Genomic DNA, 25,745 nt, shown 5'->3' on the forward strand with positions numbered 1-25,745 from the left:
ACCTGCAGAATTTCAGCGAAATATGCGAATGGTCTGTTAGGTTGAGAGCATTGCCCCCGGCCCCCCCTTGTCAGGGGGGGAGTTAACTGCTCCCTCCCCTGATAAGGGGAGGATTGGGGAGGGGGTGCTTTGGGTTTCGTTCACGTCAAGCCTCAAAACAAAAAGTATCTCTGCGTCATCGGCAGCGTTTCTGCCGGTTCACAAACCAGCAGTTCGCCATCCGCGCGCACCGCATAGGTTTCCGGATCGACATCGATAACTGGCGTCGCACCATTCAACACCATGTCCGATTTTTTCAATCCGCGCGTGCCGGAAACGGCCACCAGCGGCTTGCTCAGGCCGAGCGCCTGTACCGCCGGGTTATTCAGCGCCGCTTGCGAAACGAAGGTTACCGACGTTTTCAGCGCCTTGCCGTAGCTGCCAAACATCGGCCGGTAATGCACCGGTTGCGGCGTCGGAATAGATGCATTCGGGTCGCCCATGGCGGCCGAGGCGATCATCCCGCCTTTTAAAATCAGACTCGGTTTGACGCCGAAGAAGGCCGGCTTCCAGAGAACGAGGTCGGCCAGCTTGCCGACTTCGAGGGAGCCGACGGTGTGCGCAATGCCATGGGTAATGGCTGGGTTGATGGTGTATTTGGCGATGTAGCGTTTGACGCGGAAGTTGTCATTGCGGGCCGAATCCTGCGGTAAAGGCCCGCGCTGCACCTTCATCTTGTGCGCCGTCTGCCAGGTGCGGATGATCACTTCGCCGACGCGGCCCATGGCTTGCGAATCGGAGCTCATCATCGAGAAGGCGCCGAGGTCGTGCAGGATGTCTTCGGCGGCGATCGTCTCGCGGCGGATGCGCGACTCGGCGAAGGCGATGTCTTCGGCGATGGACGGGTCGAGGTGGTGGCAAACCATCAGCATGTCGAGATGCTCGTCGATGGTATTGACCGTGTACGGCATGGTCGGGTTGGTCGAGCTGGGCAGCACGTTGGGCAGGCCGGCAGCGCGGATGATGTCCGGCGCATGACCGCCACCAGCACCTTCGGTGTGGAAGGTGTGGATGGTGCGGCCCTTGAAGGCGGCCAGCGTGGTTTCAACGAAGCCGGATTCGTTGAGCGTGTCGGAGTGGATGGCGACCTGCACGTCCATCTCGTCGGCCACCGCCAGGCAGCAGTCGATGGCTGCCGGTGTCGTGCCCCAGTCCTCATGCAGCTTGAGTCCCATGGCGCCGGCTTCGACTTGCTCGCGCAGGGCTTCGGGCAGGCTGGCGTTACCTTTGCCGAGGAAGCCGAGGTTCATCGGGAAGGCGTCGGCGGCTTCGAGCATACGGTGGATGTGCCACGGGCCAGGGGTGCAGGTGGTGGCGAAGGTGCCGGTGGCCGGGCCGGTGCCGCCACCGAGCATGGTGGTGATGCCCGAATTCAGGGCTTCTTCGATCTGCTGCGGGCAGATGAAATGGATGTGGCTGTCGATACCGCCAGCGGTGACGATCATCCCTTCGCCGGCGATGACTTCGGTGCCGGGGCCGATGACAATGTCTATTCCGGGCTGGATGTCCGGGTTGCCGGCCTTGCCGATGGCGGCGATGCGGCCTTCTTTCAACCCGATGTCGGCCTTGACGATGCCTGTGACGGCGTCGACGATCAGCGCGTTGGTAATCACCGTATCGACGGTTTCAGCAGAAATCCGCTGGCTTTGCCCCATGCCGTCGCGGATGACCTTGCCGCCGCCGAATTTCACTTCCTCGCCGTAGATCGTGAAGTCCTTTTCAACCTCGATGAAGAGTTCGGTGTCGGCCAGGCGGAGGCGGTCGCCGGTGGTCGGGCCGAACATTTCGGCATAGGCCTGGCGGGTGATTCTCGTGCTCATAAAGCCCCCTGAATCAGGCCACGGAAGCCATAGACCTGGCGCTCGCCGGCCAGTGCCACCAGTTGTACGCTGCGCGTCTGGCCCGGCTCGAAGCGCACGGCGGTGCCGGCGGCGATGTCGAGGCGGAAGCCTCTGGCGGCGTCACGGTCAAAGTCGAGCGCTGCATTGGTTTCGAAGAAGTGGTAGTGCGAGCCGACCTGCACTGGCCGGTCGCCGGTGTTGGCCACGCTCAGCGCGATCCGCTCGCGCCCGGCGTTGAGTTCGAGTTCGCCGGGGTCAACGATCATTTCACCTGGAATCATCGAGCGCTCCTTAAACGATGGGGTTGTGGACGGTGACAAGCTTCGTCCCGTCGGGGAAAGTGGCTTCGACCTGGATTTCCGGAATCATTTCCGGGATGCCTTCCATCACTTCATGGCGCGCCAGGATGCGCGTCCCTTCGCTCATCAGTTCGGCGACGCTGCGGCCATCGCGGGCGCCTTCCATGATCGCGCAACTGATCAGCGCCACCGCTTCCGGGTAGTTGAGTTTCAGCCCTCTGTCTTTGCGCCGTTCGGCGAGCAGGCCGGCGGTGAAGATCATCAGCTTGTCTTTTTCACGTGGTGTGAGTTCCATGCATTCTCCTGAATTTTCATGTGTTCCAGATGCGCGGCGGGACTGCGGGACGGCCGAGCAGAGCCGGGCGTAGTACCTGCCAGAGCGCGGTAAACCAGTGGCGGGCGGCTTCGCTGTGCTGCCCCAGGTAGCGTGCGACGAGCAGGCCGGGGAGCGCGGTAATGCCATGTTCGGCGCCGTCGGTCGGTGAGATGGCGCGGCAGGCGGTTTTCAAAGCCGCTAGGTCATCGCCGGGCAGTAAAGTGGCGAGAAATGTGCCGCAGACCGTGGTACCGGCCCAGCCAGCCGGGCTGTGCAGCATGGCGTCGTCGCCTGCAATCTGTCCGCGCTCCAGCCAGAGTGGTTGGCCTGCTCGTTCGATGCGCGTGTGCAGGCCGATGTTGCCGTAAGTGAATCGTTCGCCGGCGGCACGGCGCCCGAGGCAGAGGATTTCCCAGCCTAGGTAGCGGCTGTCGGCGGCCAGTTCGACGAGTGTTTGCATGCGAGCGCGGGCTCCGTCGAAGACGATGGTTTCCTGCGGCAGCCATTCGAGTATGGCGCCCACACCAACTTTGAAGTCGATGGACTGCGAAGCTTCGGCGCCGCCCGAGCGATACCACTTGCCGGCGCCGGGGGTGGTGAGTTGGGCATGGGCTTGCGGGCCGATGCTGGCTGAGATTTGAAGTTGGTCACCGCCGGCAATGCCGGAGGGAGGGTGGAGCAGGATTGTCTGGCAGACAGACTCGCCTTCGGGGTAGAGGGGTTTTTGCACGCGCAGCGGGCCGCGGTGGTGGCGGTCGGTGAGGATGGTGGCGTTGTCGCGGCGGGTGAAGGTGAGGGAAAGGTTGGCGTGCCAGGTTGTGGATGGGCTGTTAACCCCAACCCCCCTAGCCCCCCTTATCAGGGGGGAGCTAAAACCCACCGGACTCCTCCACTCCCCCCTGATAAGGGGGGCTGGGGGGGTTGGGGTTATTGGCAGGCTTGATTCCATAAGAAGGATTATACGGAGAGCGCCTCCCGCACGCCGTCCTTTGGCATATCCTCGCCCTTGCCGCGCATGATGAATTCGCCACGTTCCATGAGCAGGTACTGGTCGGCCAGCGATTCGGCAAAGTCGTAAAACTGTTCGACGAGCAGGATGGCCATTTCGCCGGTTTCGGCGAGCAGGCGGATGGCGCGTTCGATGTCCTTGATGATCGATGGCTGTATACCTTCGGTCGGCTCGTCGAGGATCAGCAGTTTTGGCCCCATGGCCAGCGCGCGACCGATTGCTAATTGCTGCTGCTGCCCGCCGGAGAGGTCACCGCCGCGCCGGTTCAGCATCTGTTTCAGCACCGGGAACATCTCGAAAATCCGCTCCGGGATCGGCGTGCTTCCCGGCCGCGTGGCCAGTCCCATCAGCAGGTTTTCCTCGACGGTGAGGCGCGGGAAAATTTCCCGCCCTTGCGGCACGAAGCCGATTCCGGCCTTGACGCGCTCATGTGGCGCCGCATTGGTAATGTCCTTGCCGTTAAAGCTGATGCTGCCGCTGCGCGTTGGTACCAGGCCCATCAGGCACTTGAGCAGCGTGGTCTTGCCGACACCGTTGCGGCCGAGCAGGGTGGTTACCTTGCCGGGTTCCGTGGAGAAAGTGAGGCCGCGCAGGATGTGGCTGCCTCCGTAGTACTGGTTGAGATTTTCGACGCTGAGCATGCTTATCTTCCGAGATAGACTTCGATGACGCGCGGGTCTTCCTGAACCATGGCCAGTGGCCCTTCGGTGAGCACCGAACCTTCGTGGAGAACGGTGACCAGACCGCCGAGTTTGTCGATGAAGGCCATGTCGTGTTCGACGACGACCAGCGAATGCTTGCCGGCCAGCGACAGAAAGAGTTCGGCGGTACGCATGGTTTCGTCGTCGGTCATGCCAGCCACCGGTTCGTCCAGGAGCAACAGCCTCGGCTCCTGCACCAGCAACATGCCGATTTCCAGCCATTGTTTCTGGCCATGCGAAAGCAGGCCGGCCGGGCGGTCGGCCTCGGCGTCGAGGCGGATCTGGCGCAACGTGTCGGAAATAAGGTCGCGCTCGTCGTCGCGCAGCGAAGCAAACAGGCTGCGCTGCACGCGCTTGTCGGTCTTCATCGCCAGTTCGAGATTCCCGAAAACAGTGTGCTGTTCGAAGATCGTCGGCTTCTGGAACTTGCGGCCGATGCCGGCGTGCGCGATTTCCGGCTCGGAGAGGCTCGTCAGGTCGATGCTCTGGCCGAAGAAGGCGGTTCCCGAATCGGGGCGCGTCTTGCCGGTGATGACGTCCATCATCGTCGTCTTGCCGGCCCCGTTCGGGCCGATGATGCAGCGCAATTCACCGGCGTCGATGGTCAGGTTGAGTTTGTTCAGCGCCTTGAAGCCGTCGAAGCTGACGCTGATATCCTCAAGATAGAGAATGACCTTGTGCGAGAGATCCAGCGTTCTCTGCTTGCTTTGATAGCCCACCCGGTATTCCGGCGCGCATTTTTCAGGATCGATGCCGATGACCTTGCGGAAAAACTCCCTCGTGCTCATGCCCGTGCTCCCCGGGATTGCCGCAGCGTTTTCCAGAGTCCGACCAATCCGTGCGGCAACATCAGCGTGACGACGATGAACAGCAGGCCAAGGAAGAACAGCCAGTATTCAGGGAACGAAACGGTGAACCAGCTCTTGGCCAGATTGACCACGAAGGCGCCGATGATTGGCCCGATCAGCGTGCCACGACCACCCACCGCGACCCAGATGGCAATCTCGATCGAATTCGCGGTGCTCATTTCGGACGGGTTGATGATGCCGACCTGGGGCACATAAAGCGCGCCGGCAATGCCGCACAGGATAGCCGACAGCGTCCATATGAAGAGCTTGTACCAGAGCGGGTTGTAGCCGATGAACATGACGCGCGATTCGGCATCGCGGATCGCCGTCAGTACGCGTCCGAACTTCGAGGTCACCAGCCAGCGCGCAAAGACCAGCGTCAGCGCCAGCATCAGCGCGGTTAGCCCGAACAGCACCAGCCGGGTATCCGGAGAGGTGATGGTGTAGCCGAGTACGCGCTTGAAATCGGTGAAGCCGTTGTTGCCGCCGAAGCCGGTTTCGTTGCGGAAGAAAAGCAGCATCGCGGCGTAGGTCAGCGCCTGCGTGATGATCGAGAAATAAACGCCCTTGATGCGCGAGCGGAAGGCGAAGTAGCCGAAGACGAAGGCGACGATGGCCGGCACCAGAACGATCAGGCACGCCACCCACAGCAGGCTGTCGCTGCCGCTCCAGTACCAGGGCAGCTCCTTCCAGTCGAGAAACACCATGAAGTCCGGCAAGTCGCTCTGGTAACTTCCGTCGCGCCCGATCTGGCGCATCAGGTACATCCCGAAAGCGTAGCCGCCGAGGGCGAAGAAAAGCCCGTGGCCGAGCGACAGGATGCCGCCATAACCCCAGATCAGATCCATTGCCACGGCCACGATGGCGTAACACATGATCTTGCCGAACAACGTGATGGCGTAGGCCGAGACATGGAAAGCGCTGTCGGGCGGTACGGCAAGATGCAGCAAAGGAACGGCGATCAAGGTCACGGCAAGGAAGGCGCCGAGCGCGATCCAGCTTTTCCTGTCGAGCGCCGTGAGGACGCGAAGGGTCACAGATTTACGCATGGCACATCCGATGGAGAGGTTTTTCACCCCCCTGATAAGGGGGGCTGGGGGGGTTAGCAGCGGTGGAGGCGGGGGAACGGCTTTTAAACCCAACCCCCCCAGCCCCCCTTATCAGGGGGGTGCAGGCAAGTTGCAACTGAATCGAGATTTGCATGGTCGGCATCCTCATGCTTAATCGACGGAGCGGCCCTTGAGGGCGAAGATGCCCTGCGGACGCTTCTGGATGAAGACGATGATGCAGACGAGGATGGTGATCTTGGCGACCACCGCGCCGGCCCAGCCTTCCAGCAATTTGCTGAAGATGCCGAGGCCGAGCGCTGCCCAGACTGCACCGGCCAGTTGTCCAACACCGCCGACGACGACGACCATGAACGAATCGACGATATAGCCCTGCCCCATGTCCGGACCGACGTTGGAAATCTGCGACAATGCCAGCCCGCCAAGGCCGGCGATACCGGCACCGAGGGCGAAGGCCAGGGTGTCGATGCGGGATGTTGGTACGCCGACGCATCCCGCCATCTGGCGGTTCTGCGTTACCGCACGGACGAACATGCCGAGCCGTGTCTTGTTCATAAGCACCCAGACCAGCAGCAGTACGAACAGCGCGAAGCCGACGATGATGATGCGGTTCCATGGCAGGATCAGGTTGGGCAGCAGCTCGATGCCGCCGGACATCCAGCTCGGGTTGGAGACTTCGACGTTCTGCGCGCCGAAGACCACGCGGGCCGTCTGGATCAGCACCAGCGACAGGCCCCAGGTGGCGAGCAGCGTTTCCAGCGTGCGCCCGTAGAGCCAGCGGATCACGGTGCGCTCCATGAGTACGCCGACCAGCGCGGCGGCGAAGAAGGCGACCGGAATGGCCGCCGGCAGATACCAGTCGATGGCCTCCGGAAAGTAGGCGCGAAAGACGCTCTGCATGATGTAGGCGGAATAGGCGCCGACCATCAGCAACTCGCCATGCGCCATGTTGATGATGCCCATCACACCGTACGTGATGGCCAAGCCGAGTGCTCCGAGCAGCAGGATGCTGCCCAGCGACAGGCCGGAAAAGACGCGGCCGAGGTTTTCGGCCCGTTGCAGCCGACTGTCGATGGATTTGATGGCGGCAATCGCTCCGTATCGCACCCTGTTGTCCGGCTCGTTGGCCTTCTCGGTCAGCGGTTGCAATACGCTTTTGATGGTCGGCGAGGAGGTTTCTGCCAACGCCTTGACGGCGGCCAGTCGGGCTGCAGGGTCGGTGTTGCCAAGGTTGGCCTGGGCGTGCGCCAGGGTGAGCAGCGCCTTGATCTGGCTATCCGTTTCCTTTTCCAAAGCGCGGGCCAGTAGCGGGGCCATCGCCGGGCTGACCTGGCTTTGCAGTTTTCTGGCCGATGCCAGGCGAACGCCGGCGTTGGTGTCGAAAAGCTTGAGGGCGGCCAGCGCACTGGCCAGTTCGCCGCGAATCCGGTTATTGACGGTGACTGTCTCGGGGCTGTCCGGCATCTTTATCGGCTTGCCGGTAGCGGCGTCAAAGGCCTTCTCACCCTCAATGATGATGACCTGGTCGGCGCTCAGGTAGAGATTGTCGTCGGCCATCGCCTTGAGCACACGCACCGCATCGATGTCGGCCGTTTGCGTCAGTTGCTGGATGGCAACGACCTTGTCGGTGGAATCTTCGGCCGCCAACTGGCGAACCTGGGCCGCGTCGAGCGCGGCATGCGCTGACAGGCAACAAGCGTAAAGCAGAAAAACAAGCAAAGATCTGGTCATGGAAGGTCCGTCCGCAATTTGTGCAGTGCAATGACAGATTAAGGTTTGGGCCGGATAGATGGAATACGCTGAATTGCGTAGGGGGCGGAAGATTGCTGCGCTCAGTGAGTGCAATATGACATCAAGTAGCTTCGCCCACTTCGCGTATTCACCTGCGGGCATGTATTTTTGGTACTGAAAAAAAACGAGAGCCGAAGCCCCCGTTTTGCATAGCAAGCCAACTGGCCGGATTACTTGCCTTCCGGCACTTCCTTCTTCGTGTCGTTGCCGGCAATGAACGGACTCCACGGCTGGGCGCGAATCGGGCCTGGCGTTTTCCAGACAACGTTGAACTGACCGTCGGCCTTTACTTCGCCGATGAACACGGGCTTGTGCAGGTGGTGGTTCTTTTCATCCATCTTGATGGTGTAGCCGTTCGGTGCCTTGAAGGTCTGGCCGGCCATGGCCGCGATGACCTTATCCACGTCGGTGGACTTGGCTTTTTCGACTGCCTGCTTCCACATGTGGATGCCGATGTAGGTGGCTTCCATCGGGTCGTTGGTGACGACCTTGTCGGCGTTCGGCAGCTTCTGCTTCTTGGCCCAGTCCTGGTAGAGCTTGACGAACTTGGCGTTCTCAGGATTCTTCAGCGACATGAAGTAGTTCCACGAAGCCAGGTGGCCGACCAGCGGCTTGGTGTCGACGCCGCGCAGTTCCTCTTCGCCGACCGAGAAGGCGACGACCGGGACGTCGGTAGCCTTCAGGCCGGCATTGCCGAGTTCCTTGTAGAACGGTACGTTGGAGTCGCCGTTGATGGTCGACACGACGGCCGTCTTCTTGCCTTCGGAAGCGAACTTCTTGATCTTGGCGATGATGGTCTGGTAATCGCTGTGGCCGAACGGCGTGTACTCTTCCATGATGTCGGCGTCAGCCACGCCCTTCGACTTCAGGAAGGCGCGCAGGATCTTGTTGGTGGTTCGCGGGTAGACGTAGTCGGTGCCGAGCAGTACGAAGCGCTTGGCTTCGCCGCCGTCCTTGCTCATCAGGTATTCGACAGCCGGGATGGCTTGCTGGTTAGGCGCGGCGCCGGTGTAGAAGACGTTCTTTTCGAGTTCTTCACCCTCGTACTGCACCGGGTAGAAGAGCAGGCCGTTCAGTTCCTTGAACACCGGCAGCACCGACTTGCGCGAAACCGAGGTCCAGCAGCCGAAAACAACGTCCACCTTGTCCTTGGTCAGCAACTGGCGGGCCTTTTCGGCAAATAGCGGCCAGTTGGATGCCGGATCGACGACCACCGGTTCCAGTTTCTTGCCCAGCACGCCGCCGGACTTGTTGATTTCGTCGATGGTCATCAGCACCGTTTCCTTGAGAGCGGTCTCGGAAATGGCCATGGTGCCGGACAGGGAGTGCAGCACGCCAACCTTGATCGTGTCGGCGGCGTAGGCGGTAAAGGAAATCAGACCTGCAGATGCAAGTGCCGCGGACAGCACGGTGGCCTTGATGAAATTACGACGGGATTTCATGGTGAGGCTCCTCAAAAGTTGGGCGGGGAAAAAGGGCTGCAATGAAGGCTGCAACGTTTGCTGCAGCGCAACGCCAGATTAAGGAGAGCGCGGGATTCGCGGAATACGTCAGATTGCGTAGGGGATTATTGCACGCAGGAGATTACCGACCCTATCGGGCGCTAGATGGCCAAGCGCGTGGTACCAACGGCAAACTCAGCCGATCCTTGGCTCTGTTTGGCACCTTGAATATTGAACAGCCGATTGAGAATTCTCCAGTGGCCGACCCCGTGCGCCTGCTTTGGCTAAGCACCATTCATTGGTGGCCTCTGCCGAAAACCAGATTGTGAGGTCGCCACGCCGCCGCAATGCACCGTTGTACTCGGGCCAGTTGGTCACCTTGTATTTTGGCTTGGAGAATTTGTGGCGACGATTCTTGTTATGTTTACAGGGCTCTGGCTGTCTTTGGCGGTGAAATCGATCCTCATCATGCCAACTTACCGACTGATGGGCAGAATTTCCGAATTATTCAAGAACGCCCAGTTTCGAGGTGTCTTGAGAATTTCAAACGACGGCTACGCCAAACAGCAACTTGTGGGCGTGCATGACTCCAATAGAGACAAACAACCCGATGCCGATGCCGACAGCGTCCCACCGCCAGGACGGCACGAACGCGGCACGTTTGCCTGCGAGCAAGAGCGAGCAAAGTGCATAGACGGAAAAGACAAGAAAGGTGCCGAAAAGCAGGGTTTCCCGCAAGCCGCCGTTTGCCAGCAAGTGCGTGCTCGACCAGAGGATGGCACCCACCAGCATCGGGTGATGCAATGACCGCCGGATGTAGCCCTTGAGGTTTCCGCCTCCGATAACAAACAGTACCAGAGCAACGCTGACAAGCACCGGCGCCAACTGTATCGCGAAAGCGCTTGGGGTAAACAGTACCGTATTAGGCGCTAACTTCCATCCGAAACTGATCAGCACGATACCCGCCAAGGAGCCCAGTGCCACCAAGCCCTTCCAGACTTTTTCACCGGTGAGCTTGACGAACTTTTGGCGCACAGCGGGCGTTGCAGTGGCGAAATGGAGAACAAAAAACAGTACTACACCGGAAACAAAAATCAGCATCGTTTCGTTCCTTCACTTTTGCTTGAAAAGGTGAGCGGTTACTTCCCTGGTTTGATGTGACGAACACTAGAAAAAGCACGTTTACACTAGCAACTATCCTTGTTGGCGGATGACAGAAGTTTAGCTGACTTGGTCATTGCGTCTGTTTCAGACTACAACGACATCGGAAGCACCAACGATGAGGTAAAAGTTTCCCCATAACAGATCAATTTACGCATTTCTTGACTGGCTCCGATGGCCAAGATGCAGTTTTCCAAGGCTGACTAAAGTGGATCCCTGAGTCAATACTGTAATGCACTTAGTTCAAGATTCGCATTCGACTTCACTCGCAGCCTATGGTAACCGGATAGGCATGGATGCTTTTATCTCCTCAAGCACCCAGGGCCATCAAGGATGTGTTGCCTCCGGCGGCAGTCGTGTTAATGCAAACCACACGCTCGGTCATCATCTGGTACAGCGGATATAGCCCCGTTTGTTCACCCGCCTGAAAAACCGGAATCAAAGCTCCAGGTATCTATCGTTCCTGCACAGGGCGCAAAAGAAAGCTCCCGCGGGCAAAAAGGTCAGCGAACACCTTGGCCGACGGATGGACGGCAATGCCGGACGCGCCAAGCGCCATGCCCTGGGCGAGAACCGTTCGGCAATCCGCACTGCAAGGCAGGGGAACGGGCAGGGCTTTCATAATTTGGGGCGCCTTTCAAAGCCATGCCCGTTAGTCAGGGTTGACTGCACTGATAGACGCATGGATACTTTTAATGCGTCTTTCGCATTTCAGTCTTTGAACATCCCCGGCGCGGCTTTGCCTGTCAGGATGGATATCGCCAGGGCGTGCTTCCGGATCGTTTTTTCTTGGGGAATACTGATGACGTTTGCTAACTCTACGTATTTGCCGGCCTGGCTCAGCGCGGCACGCTGCCTGCTGATGACATTGCTTTTCGCCATCGCCTCGGGTTCACTGCCGGCTCTTGCAGCCACGGGCCATGTCAGCGAGGCTAATCTCGTCCTGCCCGACCTTGGCGACGTATCGCTGGTGACATTCCTTGGCGGGACATCCGGCTGGACCCTGCTTTCGTACGGACTCTTTGTCTGCTTCGGCGGCCTGGTCTTCGGCGCCATCATCTACCGCCAGATTTACCGTTTGCCGGTCCATCGTTCGATGGCCGAAGTCAGCGAACTCATCTATGAAACGTGCAAGACCTACATGATTACCCAGGGCAAGTTTCTGTTGATTCTGCAGGCGTTGACGGGGGTGCTGATGGTCGGTTACTTCTATGTCGTGCAGCAACTCCCGATTCCTCACGTGGCGCTGATCCTGGCGTTTTCCCTGGTCGGCATCGCGGGCTCCTTCGCGGTGGCCTGGTTCGGCATACGCATCAATACCCTGGCCAACAGCCGCACCGCATTCGCCTCGCTGACGGCCAAACCTTATGCCGTCTACGCCATACCGATCAAGTCGGGCATTTCGATCGGCATGCTGCTGATCTCGACCGAACTGCTGATCATGCTCTGCATCCTGCTCTTCGTGCCGCCCGGCCTGGCCGGCAAGTGCTTCATCGGCTTCGCCATCGGCGAGTCGCTGGGCGCCGCCGCTTTGCGCATTGCCGGCGGCATCTTCACCAAGATCGCCGACATCGGCTCCGACTTGATGAAAATCGAATTCGGCATCCAGGAAGACGATGCGCGCAACCCCGGGGTGATCGCCGACTGTGCCGGCGACAATGCCGGCGACTCGGTCGGCCCGACGGCGGACGGTTTCGAAACCTACGGCGTCACCGGCGTGGCGCTGATCAGCTTCATCATGCTCGCCGTGCCGGAACCCTCGGTACAGGTTCAGTTGCTGGTCTGGCTGTTTGTCATGCGCGTGATGATGATCGTGGCTTCTGGTATTTCCTATCTCGGCAACCAGGTGCTTGCCCGCCGCCTGTACGGGGAAAAGGTGCGCTTCAATTTCGAATCTCCGCTGACCTCGCTGGTATGGATCACGTCGGTCGTTTCCCTGATCATCACCTTCATCGTGTCATATTTGCTGATGGGCAACTTCGCGCTCGCCGGCAAGGCCTACAGCAACCTGTGGTGGCAACTTTCGTTGATCATCACGCTCGGAACGCTGGCCGGCGCCATCATTCCCGAGGTGGTGAAAGTGTTCACCTCGACCAACTCCAAGCATGTGCGCGAAGTGGTGACGGCATCCAAAGCCGGCGGTGCCAGTCTCAACATCCTGTCCGGACTGGTCGCCGGCTACTTCTCCGCTTTCTGGATCGGCATCATCATCGTCGGACTGATGACGGGCGCCTACCTCATGTCGCAGTTCGACCTGACCGCGGTGATCAATCCCGATTACACCAAGGCGGCGATGATGGCCGCCGTGTTCTCGTTCGGGCTGGTCGCCTTCGGTTTTCTGGGAATGGGTCCGGTGACCATTGCCGTCGATAGCTACGGCCCGGTCACCGACAACGCGCAGTCGGTGTATGAACTGTCGATGATAGAGCAGTTGCCTGGAATTGAGGCGGAAGTGAAGAGGGACTTCGGTTTCGACCTCAACTTCAAAACCGCGAAGTTCCTGCTCGAAGAGAACGATGGGGCAGGCAACACCTTCAAGGCCACCGCCAAGCCGGTACTGATCGGAACCGCCGTGGTCGGCGCTACCACCATGGTTTTCTCCATCGTCATGCTGCTCACCAGCGGCCTGACGGAAAACCTGGACAAGCTCTCGCTGCTCCACCCGCCGTTCCTGCTTGGTCTGGTCGCCGGCGGCGCGACGATCTTCTGGTTCTCCGGCGCCAGCACGCAGGCGGTTTCGACCGGCGCCTACCGCGCCGTCGAGTTCATCAGCACGCACATCCGGCTCGATCAGGTGGTGAAAGCGTCGCAGAAAGACAGCAAGAAAGTCGTCGAGATCTGCACGATCTACGCGCAGAAAGGCATGTTCAACATCTTCATGGCGGTGTTTTTCGGCACGCTGGCCTGCGCCTTTATCGAGCCGTTCTTCTTCATCGGCTACCTGATCTCGCTGGCGATCATCGGCCTTTACCAGGCGGTTTTCATGGCCAACGCCGGTGGCGCCTGGGACAACGCCAAGAAAATCGTCGAAACCGAAATGCACGCCAAGGGCACCGATCTGCACAATGCCTCGGTGGTCGGCGATACCGTTGGCGATCCGTTCAAGGACACCGCCTCGGTGGCCATGAATCCGATCATCAAGTTCACCACCTTGTTCGGTCTGCTGGCGGTCGAAATGGCGGTTGGTTTGCAAGCGCAGGGGCATCAAGCAACGGTATTGGCCTTGTCAGCCCTGTTCCTGGCCGTCAACCTCGTATTCGTATTCCGCAGTTTCTACAGCATGCGCATCGTCGTCAAGGAAGAAGTCCGGTAGTGTCGGGGTGAAGATGGCTCTCGCTACGTACGTGGCAGGGACAAACAGCCATTATTTTTCGAAGTTGAACTCTTATATGGAGGCTTAAATCATGACCATGCATCTTTACTTCTCGCTGATTCCCGAAGCGCTGATCGCCTCCATGCTGCCACCGGAGGAGTTCGGGCAATATTACGCCACGGGCCACAAGTTCAAATCGAAGGGGCAGGCCATCTTTTTCGAAGTCGATCCCTCGTTCCGCCACGAATTCTTCGACATTGAGTCGGCTGTCAGGCGCTGTGTGGCTAAGCCGGATGGTTCTCCCAAGAACTCCGTCTACATCGCGATGTATCGGGTGATAGAACACCTTTCGCTGAGTGCCATCGGCAAGATGTACCTGACCACGGCCATGGGCGCGACGCTGGGCTTGAACCGTGGAAGCGAGCTTCCGCTGCCCGAACGGGAACTGCACATGTACCAGGATATGGTGCCGATCAACAGCATGGTGGTGAGCACCCTCGACCCGGCCGCCTACTACGCCGACGTTACCACCTCGCCATCCAAGACCTTCAGCTTTCCCGGCATGTGCTTTGTCGAACTCGAACTGGGGCCACTGGCCCGCGATCCGGAAAACGGCCAGGAGGGTGACCTGCCCTATACCTTCTTGCAGCATTTGCGCGAAGCCTTGATGGAGTTGAGGCCAGGTTCGAAGCAGAACAAGTTGGTACACCGCGTGCATTCGCTCCAATTCCCGTATCGAATGGTCAAGAATGGTTTCTACATCGGTATTGGTGATGAACTCGTCTATTACCCGATGCTCTCGCAAGCCGTGCTCAGGAAGGATCACCCGAACTGGTGGCGTTCGGCCAATCTCTGAAGACGAGAGGTGCCTTGTGGCTTGATTGGTCATTTTGGCCAGGGTGGGCTGGCTCCAGAGTCAGTCCAGCGCCACAATCCCCTGGACAGTCGCATCCCTTGCCTATAGAGGGTCCAGACAAATTCCGGACACTTTCGAAAACCCGCTACCAGTTGAGTACACCGCTACGCCGATGAACTCGTGCAAAAAGAAGGACTTCCAATATACACAAACATGCCCGTCTGGACTAAAGTGACGGTTGCCTGTTTGGTGGCAGACACGGACGCCGGTTATTTCTCAATTTAAACATTGGCCGGCAGAAAACATTGGAAGATATGAAGAAGCTTCGCCGGATTCTGGTAGTTGATGGCTCGCGCGTTGTGCGGGCAACGCTGACCAAACATCTCAAGGACGATTTCGAGATCCTTGAAGAAGGGGACGGTGAATCGGCTCGTCAAACACTCATGTTGAACCCCAATATCGTGGCGATAATCACCGGCATCCATACGCCCAAACTGGAAGCGCACGATCTTTTGGCGCGCCTGAGGACGAGTACCATGCGGCGGCTGCGGGAAATTCCCTTTGTGCTGATAGTCTCGGATGTCGACAATCAATCCGCCAGGGCGCTTGACCGTGAGCTCGGGGTGGCAGGCTTCATCAGCAAGACGATGAATAAATCGGAGATTGTCGAGTGCCTGAACAATCTGCTTGAATCAACGGTCTTTACCCGGAGCGTTGTCCTTCCCGAGTTGCCCAGGGAAGAGGATATGCCATCCGTTGTACCGCCACCTGAGCCGGAAAAGATGTTGGAAAGCGATCAATTCAGGTCACTTTTATCTACCCTTTCATTTGCCGATCCGCCGACCGCAAAGGTCTGTGCCCTGGTCTTCGGTATCGACAATCGTGATGCGCTGATCAACCGGTTTGGCGAAGACGTGGCGGGAATGATAGCGACTCGCTTTGCCGGTTTGCTGGTTGCCAAATTAGGTGCGAATGACTTGATCGGCCGCTGTCGTGGAGAGCGTCTGGCGATCATTTCGCATGGTATTGAACTCAAGCAGGGTGTACGTTTTGGCAAGCAGGTATGCAAGAGTCTGGCGTCAGGGCAGATAACGATTCGCGGGCAAAAGGTGAAGCTGACGGCCAGCGTGGGCGTTGCCAGTGCTTTCGAAGACGAGGTCACCAGCGGCGGCGAACTGTTTTTTCTGGCGGACCGGCGCCTCGATCAGGCGCTGGTTTGCGGGGGCAACACTGTTGCCACCGAGTACAAGCCGGAATGCCCATTTCACTGTTGGGACAAGAGCGCCAGAAAACTGCTCGATGCCTTGAGTGCGCAAGGGAAAATGAACATCCCCGCGCATATTGGCACGCTTGGCTTGATGATTCTGCCGCTGTTACAGGTGCTGGATCGGGAACTGGCGCTGGCGTTGCCGCTGGATGACATCAAACAACAACTTCAACAGCGTGCCATAGTGGAAGAAGCGACGCTCTGAGTTTGCTGGAACCGGCCCGCAGCATCATCCGGGGATGTGATTCATTGTTTTTCCTCATCCTTCTTCAGGGAGCAGTTCAAGGGGTTCTGCGTCCCTTGATTCTCTTGTCCGGCAACAATTTTCTGGCTGATCGATACCGGCAACGGTGGCCGACCGCAACCAAGGCAATAGCCGGAGTCGGGATCGGCCATGCAAACACCGAGGCACGGGTATTCGTATTCAGCTTCACTCATTGACTCATTTCTTCACGTCGTTGCGCGATGGCCGCAATAATCCTCAGTCGCTCATCGTTTGAAGCATGGCTCCAGACGGCAATTTCCTCGATAGTACGAAAGCAGCCCCGACAAAGGCTGTTAGTGTCATCCAGGGTGCACACGTTGATACACGGCGAAACCGCTTGTTCCTGTTTGCTGGCTTGATTCATGCAAATATGGTGGGTCGTAATGAAGTGAATGGACAATCAGACACGAATTAACCAATCCAGTTCGGTTTGCGTTTCTCCAGAATAGCCGCCAGGCCTTCTTTTCCTTCCGGGCTGGACCGAATGCGGGTGATGCGTTGCGCGGTTTCTTCGACGGTCGATTCGTCAATTGGCTGGCCCGAGACAGCACGGATCAGCGCTTTGCACTCGGCCTGCGCATTGGGGCCGTTCTTCAATAAGCTGTCCATGATCTCGGCGATCGCCTCATCAAGTTGCTCTTCGCCTGGAACGATTTCGTGCAGCAGACCGATTCGGTACGCCTCTGCCGCCGAAAACCGCTCGGCGGAAAGCATATAGCGTCGGCAGTAGCGCTCACCGATGGCCGCCAGAACATAAGGGCTGATCACCGCAGGCAGAATCCCCAGCTTTACCTCGGTGAGGGCAAACTGTGCGTCATAGGTGCCGACAGCTATATCACAGGCGGCAATCAGGCCAACCCCGCCGCCATAAGCCGGACCCTGGACGCGAGCGATGGTCGGTTTGGAGAGTTCATTCAGTGTTGTCATCAAGAGAGCGAGGCTACGCGCGTCACGCAGGTTTTCCTGCGACGTATGGTTCGCCGCTCGCTTGATCCAGTTGAGGTCGGCGCCGGCGCAAAAACTTTTGCCGGTGGACGAAAGCACAATGGCTCTTACCCGCGTATCGGCCTCAAGCTCAAGCAGACCGCCAGTGATTTCGCTGATAAGCAACTCATCAATAGCGTTGTGACGTTCCGCCTTGTTCAGCGTGAGAATTCCAATGGAATCATCGACCTCGGTCAGAATCGATTGATACATAGCACCTCCGCCAAGCAACCTGAATACCATTTTTGAAGTTCAAAAGCCATGAAGGATTCGATCGGCTATTCATGGCAGGAGAGGAAAACCAGTAAAATTTGCAGAATGCCTACGGTAAAAATAACTGAAATCTGGGGAATTTAACAAGCCGAGCGCTGTCAAAGATTTAGACAAATGCTATATTAGCAACAATAAGAACCCAAACAGGCGGCTCCAATATGGGCGAAGTTTATAGTTTTCTGCGGTTTTTTCAATACGCCAGGTGTGTTGTCCGGCGTTCCTTTTGCTTCATTCAGTACCAGATTTAAAGGAGGTCTTTCGATGTCGCAACAGAATAAAACTGACGAAGTCAAGTCTATGCCCGATCCTGCAGAGCTAGTCAAAAGCTATGCCGAAGTTGCCAAGCGCGCTTCGAAAATGATGGCGCAATACCTTGAGAAGAAGTCGAGCGAGGGAATCTCGATGCCGACAGACGAAATGGGAATCTCAAAGGCGTTTTCGGATCTTTCTTCGAGCCTGATGGCCAATCCCCAGAAGATGGCCGAAGCGCAAATGAAGTTGATGAAGGACTACTTTGCCCTGTGGCAGTATTCAGCGTCGAAAATGATGGGCACGACATCGCTTCCGGCTGTGGCCACGCCGTTGAAGTCGGACAAGCGCTTCAAGGACGACGAGTACGAGAGCAACTTCATCTTCGATTTCATCAAGCAGTCTTACCTCCTTACGTCCAATCACCTGAACGGCGTCGTTGCCGGCGCAGAAGGCCTCGATGAATCGACGCAGCGGAAAGTCGATTTTTTCACGCGCCAATACATTGACGCGCTTTCGCCAACCAATTTTGCACTGAGCAATCCGGCTGTCGTTCGCGAAACGGTTAACACCAACGGGCAGAACCTGATCAATGGTTTCGACAACCTGTTGCGTGACCTGGAAGCCGGCGACGGGTCGTTGAGAATCCGCATGACCGACCCCGATGCCTTTGAGCTCGGCAAGAATGTGGCCACCACTCCGGGCAAGGTCGTCTTCCAGAACGACATGTTCCAGTTGATTCAGTACAATCCGTCAACCCCGCAACAGTTCAAGAAGCCACTGCTGATCGTGCCGCCGTGGATCAACAAGTTTTACATTCTCGACCTGCGTGACAAGAATTCCTACGTCAAATGGGCGACCGATCAGGGTCACACCACGTTCATCATGAGCTGGATCAACCCGGATGAAAGACACGCCAACAAGAACTTCGAAGACTATCTGCTGGAAGGCACGTTGCTGGCCATCGACGCGGTTGAGCAAGCGACAGGCGAAAGCAAGATCAACACCGCCAGCTACTGCCTCGGCGGCACCCTGCTGATGTCTACGCTGGCTTACATGAGCGCCAAGAAGGACAAGCGCATCGCTTCAGCGACCTTCTTCACGACCATGCTTGATTTTTCCGAGCCGGGCGAACTCAAGGTCTTCCTTGACGAGGGTACCGTTGCCAGTCTCGAGAAGAGAATGGCCGAGCGCGGCTACCTTGATGGTTCGGACATGGCAGGCACCTTCAACATGCTGCGTGCCAATGACCTGATCTGGTCGTTTGCGGTCAACAACTATCTGATGGGCAAGGAATCCTTTCCCTTCGATCTGCTCTACTGGAATTCCGATTCAACGCGTATGCCGGCCAGGATGCACAGTTATTACCTGCGCAATTTCTATCTTGGCAACAAGCTGCGCGAACCGGGCGGTATCGAGCTGGCCGGGGTCAAGATCGACATCTCCAAGGTCAAGACGCCGTGCTATTTCGTCTCGGCGATCGAAGATCACATCGCCCCGTGGAAGAGTACCTACATGGGCGCGTTGCTTCCCACCGGACCGGTGAAGTTCGTGCTTGGCGGCTCCGGTCACATTGCCGGCATCATCAATCCACCAGCGGCCAACAAATATGGCTTCTGGACGAATCCCGAGTTGCCCGCAGCGTCCGACGATTTCCTCGCCGGCGCGACGCAGACCCCCGGTTCATGGTGGACGGACTGGCAGCAGTGGGTGACCGATCAGGTCGGCGGCAAGGAGAAGGTTGACGCACGCATTCCTGGCGCCGGCAGTCTCAAGGCTATCGAAGACGCACCGGGCGCCTACGTCAAAATGCGCCTGGACAAGAAAAAAGCTGCCAAGTAAACGGTAGTCTGTTTGAATGACCAGGGGGGCGCAAGCCCCCTTTTCCGTTGACGTACAATCAATTGCATCATGAATGCCAAATTGCTCCCGGATTACGCTGGCATCAGCATCGTCAACCTGATGCAGAGCATCGCCATGGCCTGCGGCAGCACCCCGGCGCGTTACCCGCAACTGGGCGCTCTGCCTGCCGCACAGCTAGCCGCAGCAAGCCACATTGTTCTGCTGGTGATCGACGGACTCGGTCAGCGCACGCTTGCCCGGCATCCGGCCTGCCCCAATCTTCAGCGCCATGCCATTGGCACGATGACCTCGGTGTTCCCGCCAACCACCGCCAGCGCCATCACCACCTTCATGACCGGGCTTGCGCCGGCGCAACACGGCCTCACCGGGTGGCACATGTACCTCGAAGAAATCGACCAGACGCTGGCTATTCTGCCGCTGACGCCACGCAGCGGCCCGGTAATAATTCTGCCGGAAGCGCTGCCGCAGCGTCTGTTTAACCAGCGAACGCTGTACCAGCAACTAGACCGTGAGTGCTGGGTGCTGGCACCGCAAAGCATCGCCGGCAGTCCCTTCAACGCCTGGCATGCGCGTGGCGCACACCGTGTTGCCTATGGTTCGCAGCCCGAAATGTTTTCGCTGATCGCCGGTCTGCTGCGAGAAACTGAAACACCGCGCTTCATCTACGCTTACTACCCCGATCTCGACACGCACTCGCACCGCTACGGCACCGACAGCGAACAAGCGCAAGAGACGCTGGCTTCGCTTGATGTCATGTTCGGCGTGCTCCTGCGCGATGTACAGGGTACCGACAGTTGGCTGATCGCCACCGCCGATCACGGCTTCATTGATTGTCCGCCCGAACGTGTGGTGAGTCTCGACCAGCACCCGCAACTTGCTGCTCTGCTCACCCGCCCGTTATGTGGCGAGCGCCGCGCCGCCTGCTGTTACGTAAGCCAGGCCAGGCGCTTGGCGTTTGAGACCTGCGTGCGCCAAAGACTCAACCACTGTGCCGATCTGCGGCTCAGTGCAGAATTGATTACGTCTGGCTGGTTTGGTCCCCCGCCTTATCATCCCCATCTGGCCTCGCGCGTCGGCGACTACACACTGGTGATGAAAGACAACTGGACCATCAAGGACTGGCTACCCGGCGAACGCCGCTATCCCATGCTTGGCGTTCATGGCGGCTTCAGCGCCGACGAGATGACGGTGCCGCTGATAGCCCTTCGGGTGTAGAGACTCCCGGTAGGTCAGCCAGGCGCACTTGATTTCCCGCGGCTTACTGCGCCAGAATCCAGAATGAAATCTGCCAATCAGTTCACCGACTGGTTTAAACCGTAGCCGTCGAGTCAATTTCACACACACCATGATCGGACCATCAAGCATGCCAAACAACAAGCCGTCATCTTCCCGTCTTGACCATGTGGTTGCCGAGGCCATCCGCAATCGCCAGACACGCGAATCGGGCTATCGCGAGCAGGCGCTGAAAATCTACCCGTGGATTTGCGGCCGCTGTACCCGTGAATTCACGCGCGAAAGCTTGCAGCAACTTACCGTGCACCACAAGGATCACAATCACGACAACAATCCGAGCGATGGCAGCAACTGGGAACTGCTGTGTCTGTACTGTCACGACAACGAGCACTCACGCGAACTCGATGCAGAAGCGGCACGTCTGGCTGGGGCCGGGAGCAGTGGCAAGGCCGAGGCGAATCGGGCAACGGCGCAGCCCTTTGCCAATCTGAAAGAGCTTCTGAATAAAAGATAGCGCTGTTTTATGGCGCGCCAGGATTTCTCACGGTCATCGGGCTGGGGCGAAGGGGTAATGGCGATGACGGGCAAGTCGAACCGCCGCGCACCATTCGCATGACAAATTGCTGGCGCTATTCTATTGGCAAATAAATAATCATAAACCAGTAGCAAAATACCGCCTTGTTAGTATTCCGGATTTGAACTGAAAAATAGAGACTACATACGCTTTCGAAATTTCCGTTTATTCACAAGGAGAAGCGGATCAAGCCAGATCCGGCTTGATTTGATAAGCCTGAATCACCCACACCATTCCTTTCCTTGGCCAATGAAGTCAAGGTAGCGATACACCATGCTTTAGGTGATTTCTATCCATGAAAACAAGAAAACACGATTCGCTCCTGAACCTGTTGATGAGCATGCCTTGGCATGTCAGCATCTTATTAGGGGAGGCCACTTTCGTTGCATTCAAATGGATATTGCCCGTCATGTGCTCGTCGAGCCTGTTTCTGAAGCCGATAGCTGCGGCTTTGGCTGGGATGGCGTGGCTTTTCTGCGGATTATTCCTGCTGATTGGACTTTGCGTTTTTGCCAATCAGAAAAGGGGGCGTCTGTCGGAAATCGTGATCTTCAGTGGTGATCCGGAAGTGGCTTCGGTACCTCGATTGCCGACCGTCAGGTGAAAGGTTTTCCCCGAAGGAATTCTGTGGATCTAGCCAATGGGCAATGCTGGCCAGATCTCCAGGAGCTTGCTGGAGACGCTCCATTCTGCGGCTCTCGGCCGGGTAAAGCGAAGTGAGCGCGCTGACATGAGCCGTCTGTTTATCAATAAATTGCCAGCGTAACCGGGCATTTTCCGTTGCCCGCCCCGCTCGTTATCGCCGCCAGGTTTGGAAGGACGTTTTTCGTGGTAAACAATAATATAAAAAAATCCGGTGACAGGAATCCAGTCATCACCCCCTCGGCCATCGGCCGCGTCGTGGAAATGAACCCCGGGAATCTGCGCCAGACCCGTCATGGCACTGAGGAATCGCCGATCAGCAAGCACCCGCATGCCGCTACAAATTTACAGATGGGCGAGGCATTCAATCTGGCGATCCTGGATTCCATCACCACCGTAATCGCCGTGCTCAACCGCGACGGCGTCATCGTGGCCGTCAACCAGGCCTGGCGGCGTTTTGCCATTGAAAACGGCGCTCACCCCAGGAAGCAGGCCAGGCACACGCAGATTGGCGTCAATTATCTGGATATTTGTCAAGCAGGTTTCGACGATACGGGAGAAGAAGCCAGGGAGGCGTACGAAGGAATCCTGATGGTGCTCGAAGGCCACTTGCCGACCTTCAGTCTCGACTATCCCTGTCACTCAAATACTGAGCAACGTTGGTTCCGCATGAGCGTTACCCCTTTGGGCGACGGCGTGGTGATTACCCACAACGACATTTCCTAGAGCAAGCCAAGCGGGGGAAATAGCTTTGAGGGGGTGATGCCACTTCAAAGTGGTGAGAATGTTGGCGCCAGCCTGTCTGGCCTGGAATCCCTATGGATAGGCATTCTACGACATGCATGTCTGAAGAGTGGCGTGGATATTAGCTTTGCGAAGACATGCTTTGTAGATAGCCGTATTATAAGGCTTGCATGGCATCACTCGACTATGTTCCGGGCTGAACAGTTGTGATGGCCATCTTACGTTCGGGATTTGAGCGCAGCGAAAACAACGATTCGGGCTAAACTCTCGCTTTCGCATTTCCTCTGCCCGCCCATGCGCCTTTTCCGCCTCGCAAAAATCCTCAGCATCGTCAGTCGTTACGGCATCGACGATATGATTTTCGAACACGAGCCGAGCGGCCGCCTGGCGGCGCTCTCACGTTTCGTACACTTCTGGCGGCACCTTGATTCGCCGCGCGCGGTTCGACTGCGGCTGGCGCTGGAAGCACTGGGGCCGATCTTCGTCAAGTTCGGACAGGTGATGTCGACGCGCCGCGACCTGCTGCCGCTGGACATTGCCGACGAGCTGGCCAAATTGCAGGACCGCGTTCCGCCCTTTTCCCCCGAACTGGCGCTGACGCAAATCCAGCTAGCCTATGGCCGTCCGGCCAGCGAGGTATTTGCCGAGTTCAACGCCACACCGGTCGCCAGCGCATCGGTGGCGCAGGTGCATTTTGCCCGGCTGCACGCCAAAGACGGCGGTCACGAGGTGGCGGTCAAGATATTGCGTCCGAACATGCATGGGCTTATCGCCCACGACCTGGCCTTGCTCGACACGCTGGCCGGCCTGCTCGAAAAGGTCTGGTCCGATGGCAAGCGCCTGAAACCACGGGAGGTGGTTGGTGAGTTCGCCAAGTATCTCTACGACGAGCTGGACCTGATGCGCGAAGCCGCCAACTGTTCGCAACTGCGGCGAAACTTCAAGGATTCAAAACTGCTGCTGGTGCCCGGCGTCTATTGGGATCACTGCACGACGACGGTGATGGTCATGGAGCGCATGCATGGCATTCCGATCAGCCAGACCGAGGCGCTGGTCGCGGCCGGCATCAACCTGCCGGCGCTTTCGCGGGCCGGGGTCGAAATCTTTTTCACGCAGGTTTTCCGCGACGGTTTTTTCCATGCCGACATGCATCCCGGCAACATCTTCGTTGCCACCGACGAGGTGCATCACGGCAAGTATGTGGCGCTCGACTTCGGCATCGTCGGCACGCTGACCGATGTCGACAAGAACTATCTGGCGCAGAACTTTCTCGCCTTCTTCCAGCGCGACTACAAGCGCGTGGCGATGGCGCACATCGAGGCCGGCTGGGCGCCCCCCGATACCCGCGTCGACGAGTTCGAAGCGGCCATCCGCTCGGTCTGCGAACCGATTTTCGACCGGCCACTGCATGAAATCTCCTTCGGCCGCGCGTTGCTGCGCCTGTTCCAGACCTCTCGCCGCTTCAACGTCGAGATCCAGCCGCAACTGGTGATGCTGCAAAAGACGCTGCTCAACATCGAGGGGCTGGGCCGCCAACTCGACCCCAACCTCGACCTGTGGACCACCGCCAAACCTTTCCTCGAACGCTGGATGGGTGAACAGATCGGCTGGCGTGCGCTGGCTCGCGGGCTGCAGCATGAGGCGCCGAACTGGGCGCGCACGCTGCCGCAATTGCCGCGCCTGCTGCACCAGGCGCTGAACCGCGAGAAGCCGGGCGAACTGGCGCCGCTGGTCGCGGAATTGGCCTCCGCACAGCGCCAGCAAAATCTTCTGCTCGGCTTGATTGCCGTGCTGCTGGCCGCCTTGCTGATCGTCAATTATCTCTAAAGACTCGGGAGAGCATGATGTTGAAAGCGACTAATGTGATTGCCGCGCTGCTGATTTTGCTGGGTGCCGGAGCGTTCACCTTGTCCTCAAGCAGCACGGCTTTACTGCCAGTCTATGTGGGCGCCATGCTGCTGGTGGTTGGCGCGCTTTCGATGGCTTTCGCATCGGCACGCAAGCAACTGATGCACTCGGCGATGGTGGTGGCCCTGCTCGGAACGCTTTCGCCGGCAGCAGCGCTCGCCATCCGTTCGGCGCAGATGAACACCCTGGCGCTCACGGTGAACGTCGGAATGCTGGTGCTTTGCGGCGCGCTGCTGGTACTGCAAATCCGCTCTTTGCAGGCGCGGCGGACGCGTGACAGCAGGCTTTGATTCGCATATCAGCGATATCAAACCAGGAAACGTCTATAAGGAATTGGCCAGTATCGGCGATACAAATTACTGCCGAGAATGAGTATTGCCCCCCACAGGATCGCAGTGTTACTCTAGTGGCACCGCCAAGCAAAAAGGTGCATTGCAATGACTACCACCTCACTCAAGCTTTCTGATGATCTCAAGAAACGGGCCGTTGCCACCGCTGAGAAAAAAGGCGTATCGCCGCACGCGTTCATGGTCCAGGCAATAGAGCAGGCCACCACGGCAGCAGAACGGCGAGCCGGTTTCGTAAGCGATGCACTAGCGGCACGTGAGCAAATGTTGAGCACCGGCAAGGCCTATGACGCCAGCGAGGTTCATGCTTACTTGAAGGCGCGAATTGCTGGCAACCAGCCGGCAAAGCCGAAAGTCAGTGCTTGGCAACGTTGAGCTACTCTGAGCAAGCGCTTGCCGATCTCGAAAGGCTGACTGACTTTCTGATCGAGATAGATCTTACGGCGGCAACCGAGACGGTTGAATTGATTGAGGAAGCCGTCAGTTTATTAGTCCGTCACCCACTGATCGGTCGTCCTGTCGAGTATGGATTGCGCGAGCTGGTCATATCCCGCGGACGAAGCGGTTACGTGGCCCTCTACAGCCTGGAGGAAAATCACGACGCCGTTCTGATTCTTGCGATTCGTCATCAGCGTGAAGCAGGATATTGGTGGCAGGACGAGGATTGAATCGTTGTGCGCTCTGGGGATCGCAAAGTGGAACAAGCATAGCTG

26 protein-coding genes are annotated in these 25,745 nt (G+C 58.0%); 12 read left to right on the top strand and 14 right to left on the bottom strand.

Going from position 1 to position 25,745, the window contains the following annotated elements; translation table 11 throughout:
* Nucleotides 1–152: 152 nt before the first annotated feature.
* The 11 genes from ureC to ACOYNV_RS13765 all read right to left on the bottom strand — a co-directional run bounded on the left by ureC (nucleotide 153) and on the right by ACOYNV_RS13765 (nucleotide 11,136).
* The gene (gene ureC, locus ACOYNV_RS13715) at nucleotides 153–1,859 is read right to left on the bottom strand and encodes an urease subunit alpha (protein WP_422900348.1); all 1,707 of its coding nucleotides are present in this window, start codon (nucleotides 1,857–1,859) and stop codon (nucleotides 153–155) included.
* Nucleotides 1,856–2,161, bottom strand: a complete 306-nt coding sequence (locus ACOYNV_RS13720; RefSeq protein WP_422900349.1) for an urease subunit beta — start codon at nucleotides 2,159–2,161, stop codon at nucleotides 1,856–1,858. Before ACOYNV_RS13720 ends, ureC begins: the two co-directional genes overlap by 4 nt.
* Before the next feature lie 10 nt (nucleotides 2,162–2,171).
* Nucleotides 2,172–2,474 (bottom strand): urease subunit gamma, encoded by a 303-nt coding sequence (ureA, locus tag ACOYNV_RS13725; protein ID WP_422900350.1) that lies wholly within the window; start codon nucleotides 2,472–2,474, stop codon nucleotides 2,172–2,174.
* 16 nt (nucleotides 2,475–2,490) lie between these two features.
* Nucleotides 2,491–3,375: an urease accessory protein UreD gene (locus ACOYNV_RS13730; RefSeq protein ID WP_422900351.1), complete on the bottom strand. Its 885-nt coding sequence runs from the start codon at nucleotides 3,373–3,375 to the stop codon at nucleotides 2,491–2,493.
* Nucleotides 3,376–3,452: 77 nt separating this feature from the next.
* Nucleotides 3,453–4,145, bottom strand: a complete 693-nt coding sequence (urtE, locus tag ACOYNV_RS13735; protein WP_422900352.1) for an urea ABC transporter ATP-binding subunit UrtE — start codon at nucleotides 4,143–4,145, stop codon at nucleotides 3,453–3,455.
* A gap of 2 nt (nucleotides 4,146–4,147) precedes the next feature.
* Nucleotides 4,148–4,993, bottom strand: coding sequence for an urea ABC transporter ATP-binding protein UrtD (gene urtD, locus ACOYNV_RS13740; RefSeq protein WP_422900353.1), 846 nt, complete (start codon nucleotides 4,991–4,993; stop codon nucleotides 4,148–4,150).
* The gene (gene urtC / locus ACOYNV_RS13745; protein ID WP_422900354.1) at nucleotides 4,990–6,102 is read right to left on the bottom strand and encodes an urea ABC transporter permease subunit UrtC; all 1,113 of its coding nucleotides are present in this window, start codon (nucleotides 6,100–6,102) and stop codon (nucleotides 4,990–4,992) included. The genes urtD and urtC overlap by 4 nt, the downstream gene beginning before the upstream one ends.
* 171 nt (nucleotides 6,103–6,273) lie before the next feature.
* Nucleotides 6,274–7,851: an urea ABC transporter permease subunit UrtB gene (gene urtB / locus ACOYNV_RS13750; protein WP_422900355.1), complete on the bottom strand. Its 1,578-nt coding sequence runs from the start codon at nucleotides 7,849–7,851 to the stop codon at nucleotides 6,274–6,276.
* 230 nt (nucleotides 7,852–8,081) lie between these two features.
* Nucleotides 8,082–9,353 (bottom strand): urea ABC transporter substrate-binding protein, encoded by a 1,272-nt coding sequence (urtA, locus tag ACOYNV_RS13755; RefSeq protein WP_422900356.1) that lies wholly within the window; start codon nucleotides 9,351–9,353, stop codon nucleotides 8,082–8,084.
* 543 nt (nucleotides 9,354–9,896) lie between these two features.
* On the bottom strand, nucleotides 9,897–10,454 hold the full coding sequence (locus ACOYNV_RS13760) for an NnrU family protein (protein WP_422900357.1): 558 nt from the start codon (nucleotides 10,452–10,454) through the stop codon (nucleotides 9,897–9,899).
* Between the two features lie 514 nt (nucleotides 10,455–10,968).
* Complete coding sequence (locus ACOYNV_RS13765) at nucleotides 10,969–11,136, bottom strand: hypothetical protein (RefSeq protein ID WP_422900358.1); 168 nt, start codon at nucleotides 11,134–11,136, stop codon at nucleotides 10,969–10,971.
* A gap of 180 nt (nucleotides 11,137–11,316) precedes the next feature.
* Here ACOYNV_RS13765 and ACOYNV_RS13770 point away from each other — a divergent pair, with 180 nt between their 5' ends.
* The 3 genes from ACOYNV_RS13770 to ACOYNV_RS13780 all read left to right on the top strand — a co-directional run bounded on the left by ACOYNV_RS13770 (nucleotide 11,317) and on the right by ACOYNV_RS13780 (nucleotide 16,155).
* Nucleotides 11,317–13,827 (top strand): sodium-translocating pyrophosphatase, encoded by a 2,511-nt coding sequence (locus tag ACOYNV_RS13770; protein ID WP_422900359.1) that lies wholly within the window; start codon nucleotides 11,317–11,319, stop codon nucleotides 13,825–13,827.
* 91 nt (nucleotides 13,828–13,918) lie between these two features.
* Nucleotides 13,919–14,683, top strand: a complete 765-nt coding sequence (locus ACOYNV_RS13775; protein ID WP_422900360.1) for a hypothetical protein — start codon at nucleotides 13,919–13,921, stop codon at nucleotides 14,681–14,683.
* Between the two features lie 314 nt (nucleotides 14,684–14,997).
* Complete coding sequence (locus ACOYNV_RS13780; protein ID WP_422900361.1) at nucleotides 14,998–16,155, top strand: diguanylate cyclase; 1,158 nt, start codon at nucleotides 14,998–15,000, stop codon at nucleotides 16,153–16,155.
* A 41-nt stretch (nucleotides 16,156–16,196) separates the two neighbouring features.
* On the opposite strand, the gene ACOYNV_RS13785 is transcribed toward ACOYNV_RS13780, so the two are convergent.
* From ACOYNV_RS13785 to ACOYNV_RS13795, 3 genes are read right to left on the bottom strand one after another with little or no spacing between them, the layout of a single operon-like run.
* Complete coding sequence (locus tag ACOYNV_RS13785) at nucleotides 16,197–16,388, bottom strand: hypothetical protein (RefSeq protein ID WP_422900362.1); 192 nt, start codon at nucleotides 16,386–16,388, stop codon at nucleotides 16,197–16,199.
* A complete protein-coding gene (locus ACOYNV_RS13790; RefSeq protein ID WP_422900363.1) occupies nucleotides 16,385–16,579 on the bottom strand; it encodes a DUF1289 domain-containing protein in 195 nt (64 codons plus the stop codon). The genes ACOYNV_RS13785 and ACOYNV_RS13790 overlap by 4 nt, the downstream gene beginning before the upstream one ends.
* A 47-nt stretch (nucleotides 16,580–16,626) precedes the next feature.
* Nucleotides 16,627–17,412 (bottom strand): enoyl-CoA hydratase/isomerase family protein, encoded by a 786-nt coding sequence (locus ACOYNV_RS13795; protein WP_422900364.1) that lies wholly within the window; start codon nucleotides 17,410–17,412, stop codon nucleotides 16,627–16,629.
* A 321-nt stretch (nucleotides 17,413–17,733) separates the two neighbouring features.
* Here ACOYNV_RS13795 and ACOYNV_RS13800 point away from each other — a divergent pair, with 321 nt between their 5' ends.
* The 9 genes from ACOYNV_RS13800 to ACOYNV_RS13840 all read left to right on the top strand — a co-directional run bounded on the left by ACOYNV_RS13800 (nucleotide 17,734) and on the right by ACOYNV_RS13840 (nucleotide 25,700).
* Entirely contained in the window at nucleotides 17,734–19,563 is a 1,830-nt protein-coding gene (locus tag ACOYNV_RS13800) for a PHA/PHB synthase family protein (protein ID WP_422900365.1), read from the top strand.
* A gap of 69 nt (nucleotides 19,564–19,632) precedes the next feature.
* Nucleotides 19,633–20,799, top strand: a complete 1,167-nt coding sequence (locus tag ACOYNV_RS13805) for an alkaline phosphatase family protein (protein ID WP_422900366.1) — start codon at nucleotides 19,633–19,635, stop codon at nucleotides 20,797–20,799.
* Between the two features lie 148 nt (nucleotides 20,800–20,947).
* Nucleotides 20,948–21,331 (top strand): YajD family HNH nuclease, encoded by a 384-nt coding sequence (locus tag ACOYNV_RS13810; protein WP_422900367.1) that lies wholly within the window; start codon nucleotides 20,948–20,950, stop codon nucleotides 21,329–21,331.
* 355 nt (nucleotides 21,332–21,686) lie between these two features.
* Nucleotides 21,687–21,995 (top strand): hypothetical protein, encoded by a 309-nt coding sequence (locus tag ACOYNV_RS13815; RefSeq protein WP_422900368.1) that lies wholly within the window; start codon nucleotides 21,687–21,689, stop codon nucleotides 21,993–21,995.
* Nucleotides 21,996–22,219: 224 nt separating this feature from the next.
* Nucleotides 22,220–22,759, top strand: coding sequence for a PAS domain-containing protein (locus ACOYNV_RS13820; RefSeq protein WP_422900369.1), 540 nt, complete (start codon nucleotides 22,220–22,222; stop codon nucleotides 22,757–22,759).
* A 312-nt stretch (nucleotides 22,760–23,071) separates the two neighbouring features.
* Entirely contained in the window at nucleotides 23,072–24,604 is a 1,533-nt protein-coding gene (ubiB, locus tag ACOYNV_RS13825; RefSeq protein ID WP_422900370.1) for a ubiquinone biosynthesis regulatory protein kinase UbiB, read from the top strand.
* 14 nt (nucleotides 24,605–24,618) lie between these two features.
* Complete coding sequence (locus tag ACOYNV_RS13830) at nucleotides 24,619–24,975, top strand: DUF308 domain-containing protein (protein ID WP_422900371.1); 357 nt, start codon at nucleotides 24,619–24,621, stop codon at nucleotides 24,973–24,975.
* 147 nt (nucleotides 24,976–25,122) lie between these two features.
* Complete coding sequence (locus ACOYNV_RS13835; RefSeq protein WP_422900372.1) at nucleotides 25,123–25,407, top strand: CopG family ribbon-helix-helix protein; 285 nt, start codon at nucleotides 25,123–25,125, stop codon at nucleotides 25,405–25,407.
* Nucleotides 25,404–25,700: a type II toxin-antitoxin system RelE/ParE family toxin gene (locus ACOYNV_RS13840; protein ID WP_422900373.1), complete on the top strand. Its 297-nt coding sequence runs from the start codon at nucleotides 25,404–25,406 to the stop codon at nucleotides 25,698–25,700. Before ACOYNV_RS13835 ends, ACOYNV_RS13840 begins: the two co-directional genes overlap by 4 nt.
* Nucleotides 25,701–25,745: the final 45 nt, after the last annotated feature.

The sequence above is a fragment of the Propionivibrio sp. genome, assembly GCF_049316945.1.
Classification (GTDB): Bacteria; Pseudomonadota; Gammaproteobacteria; order Burkholderiales; family Rhodocyclaceae; genus Propionivibrio.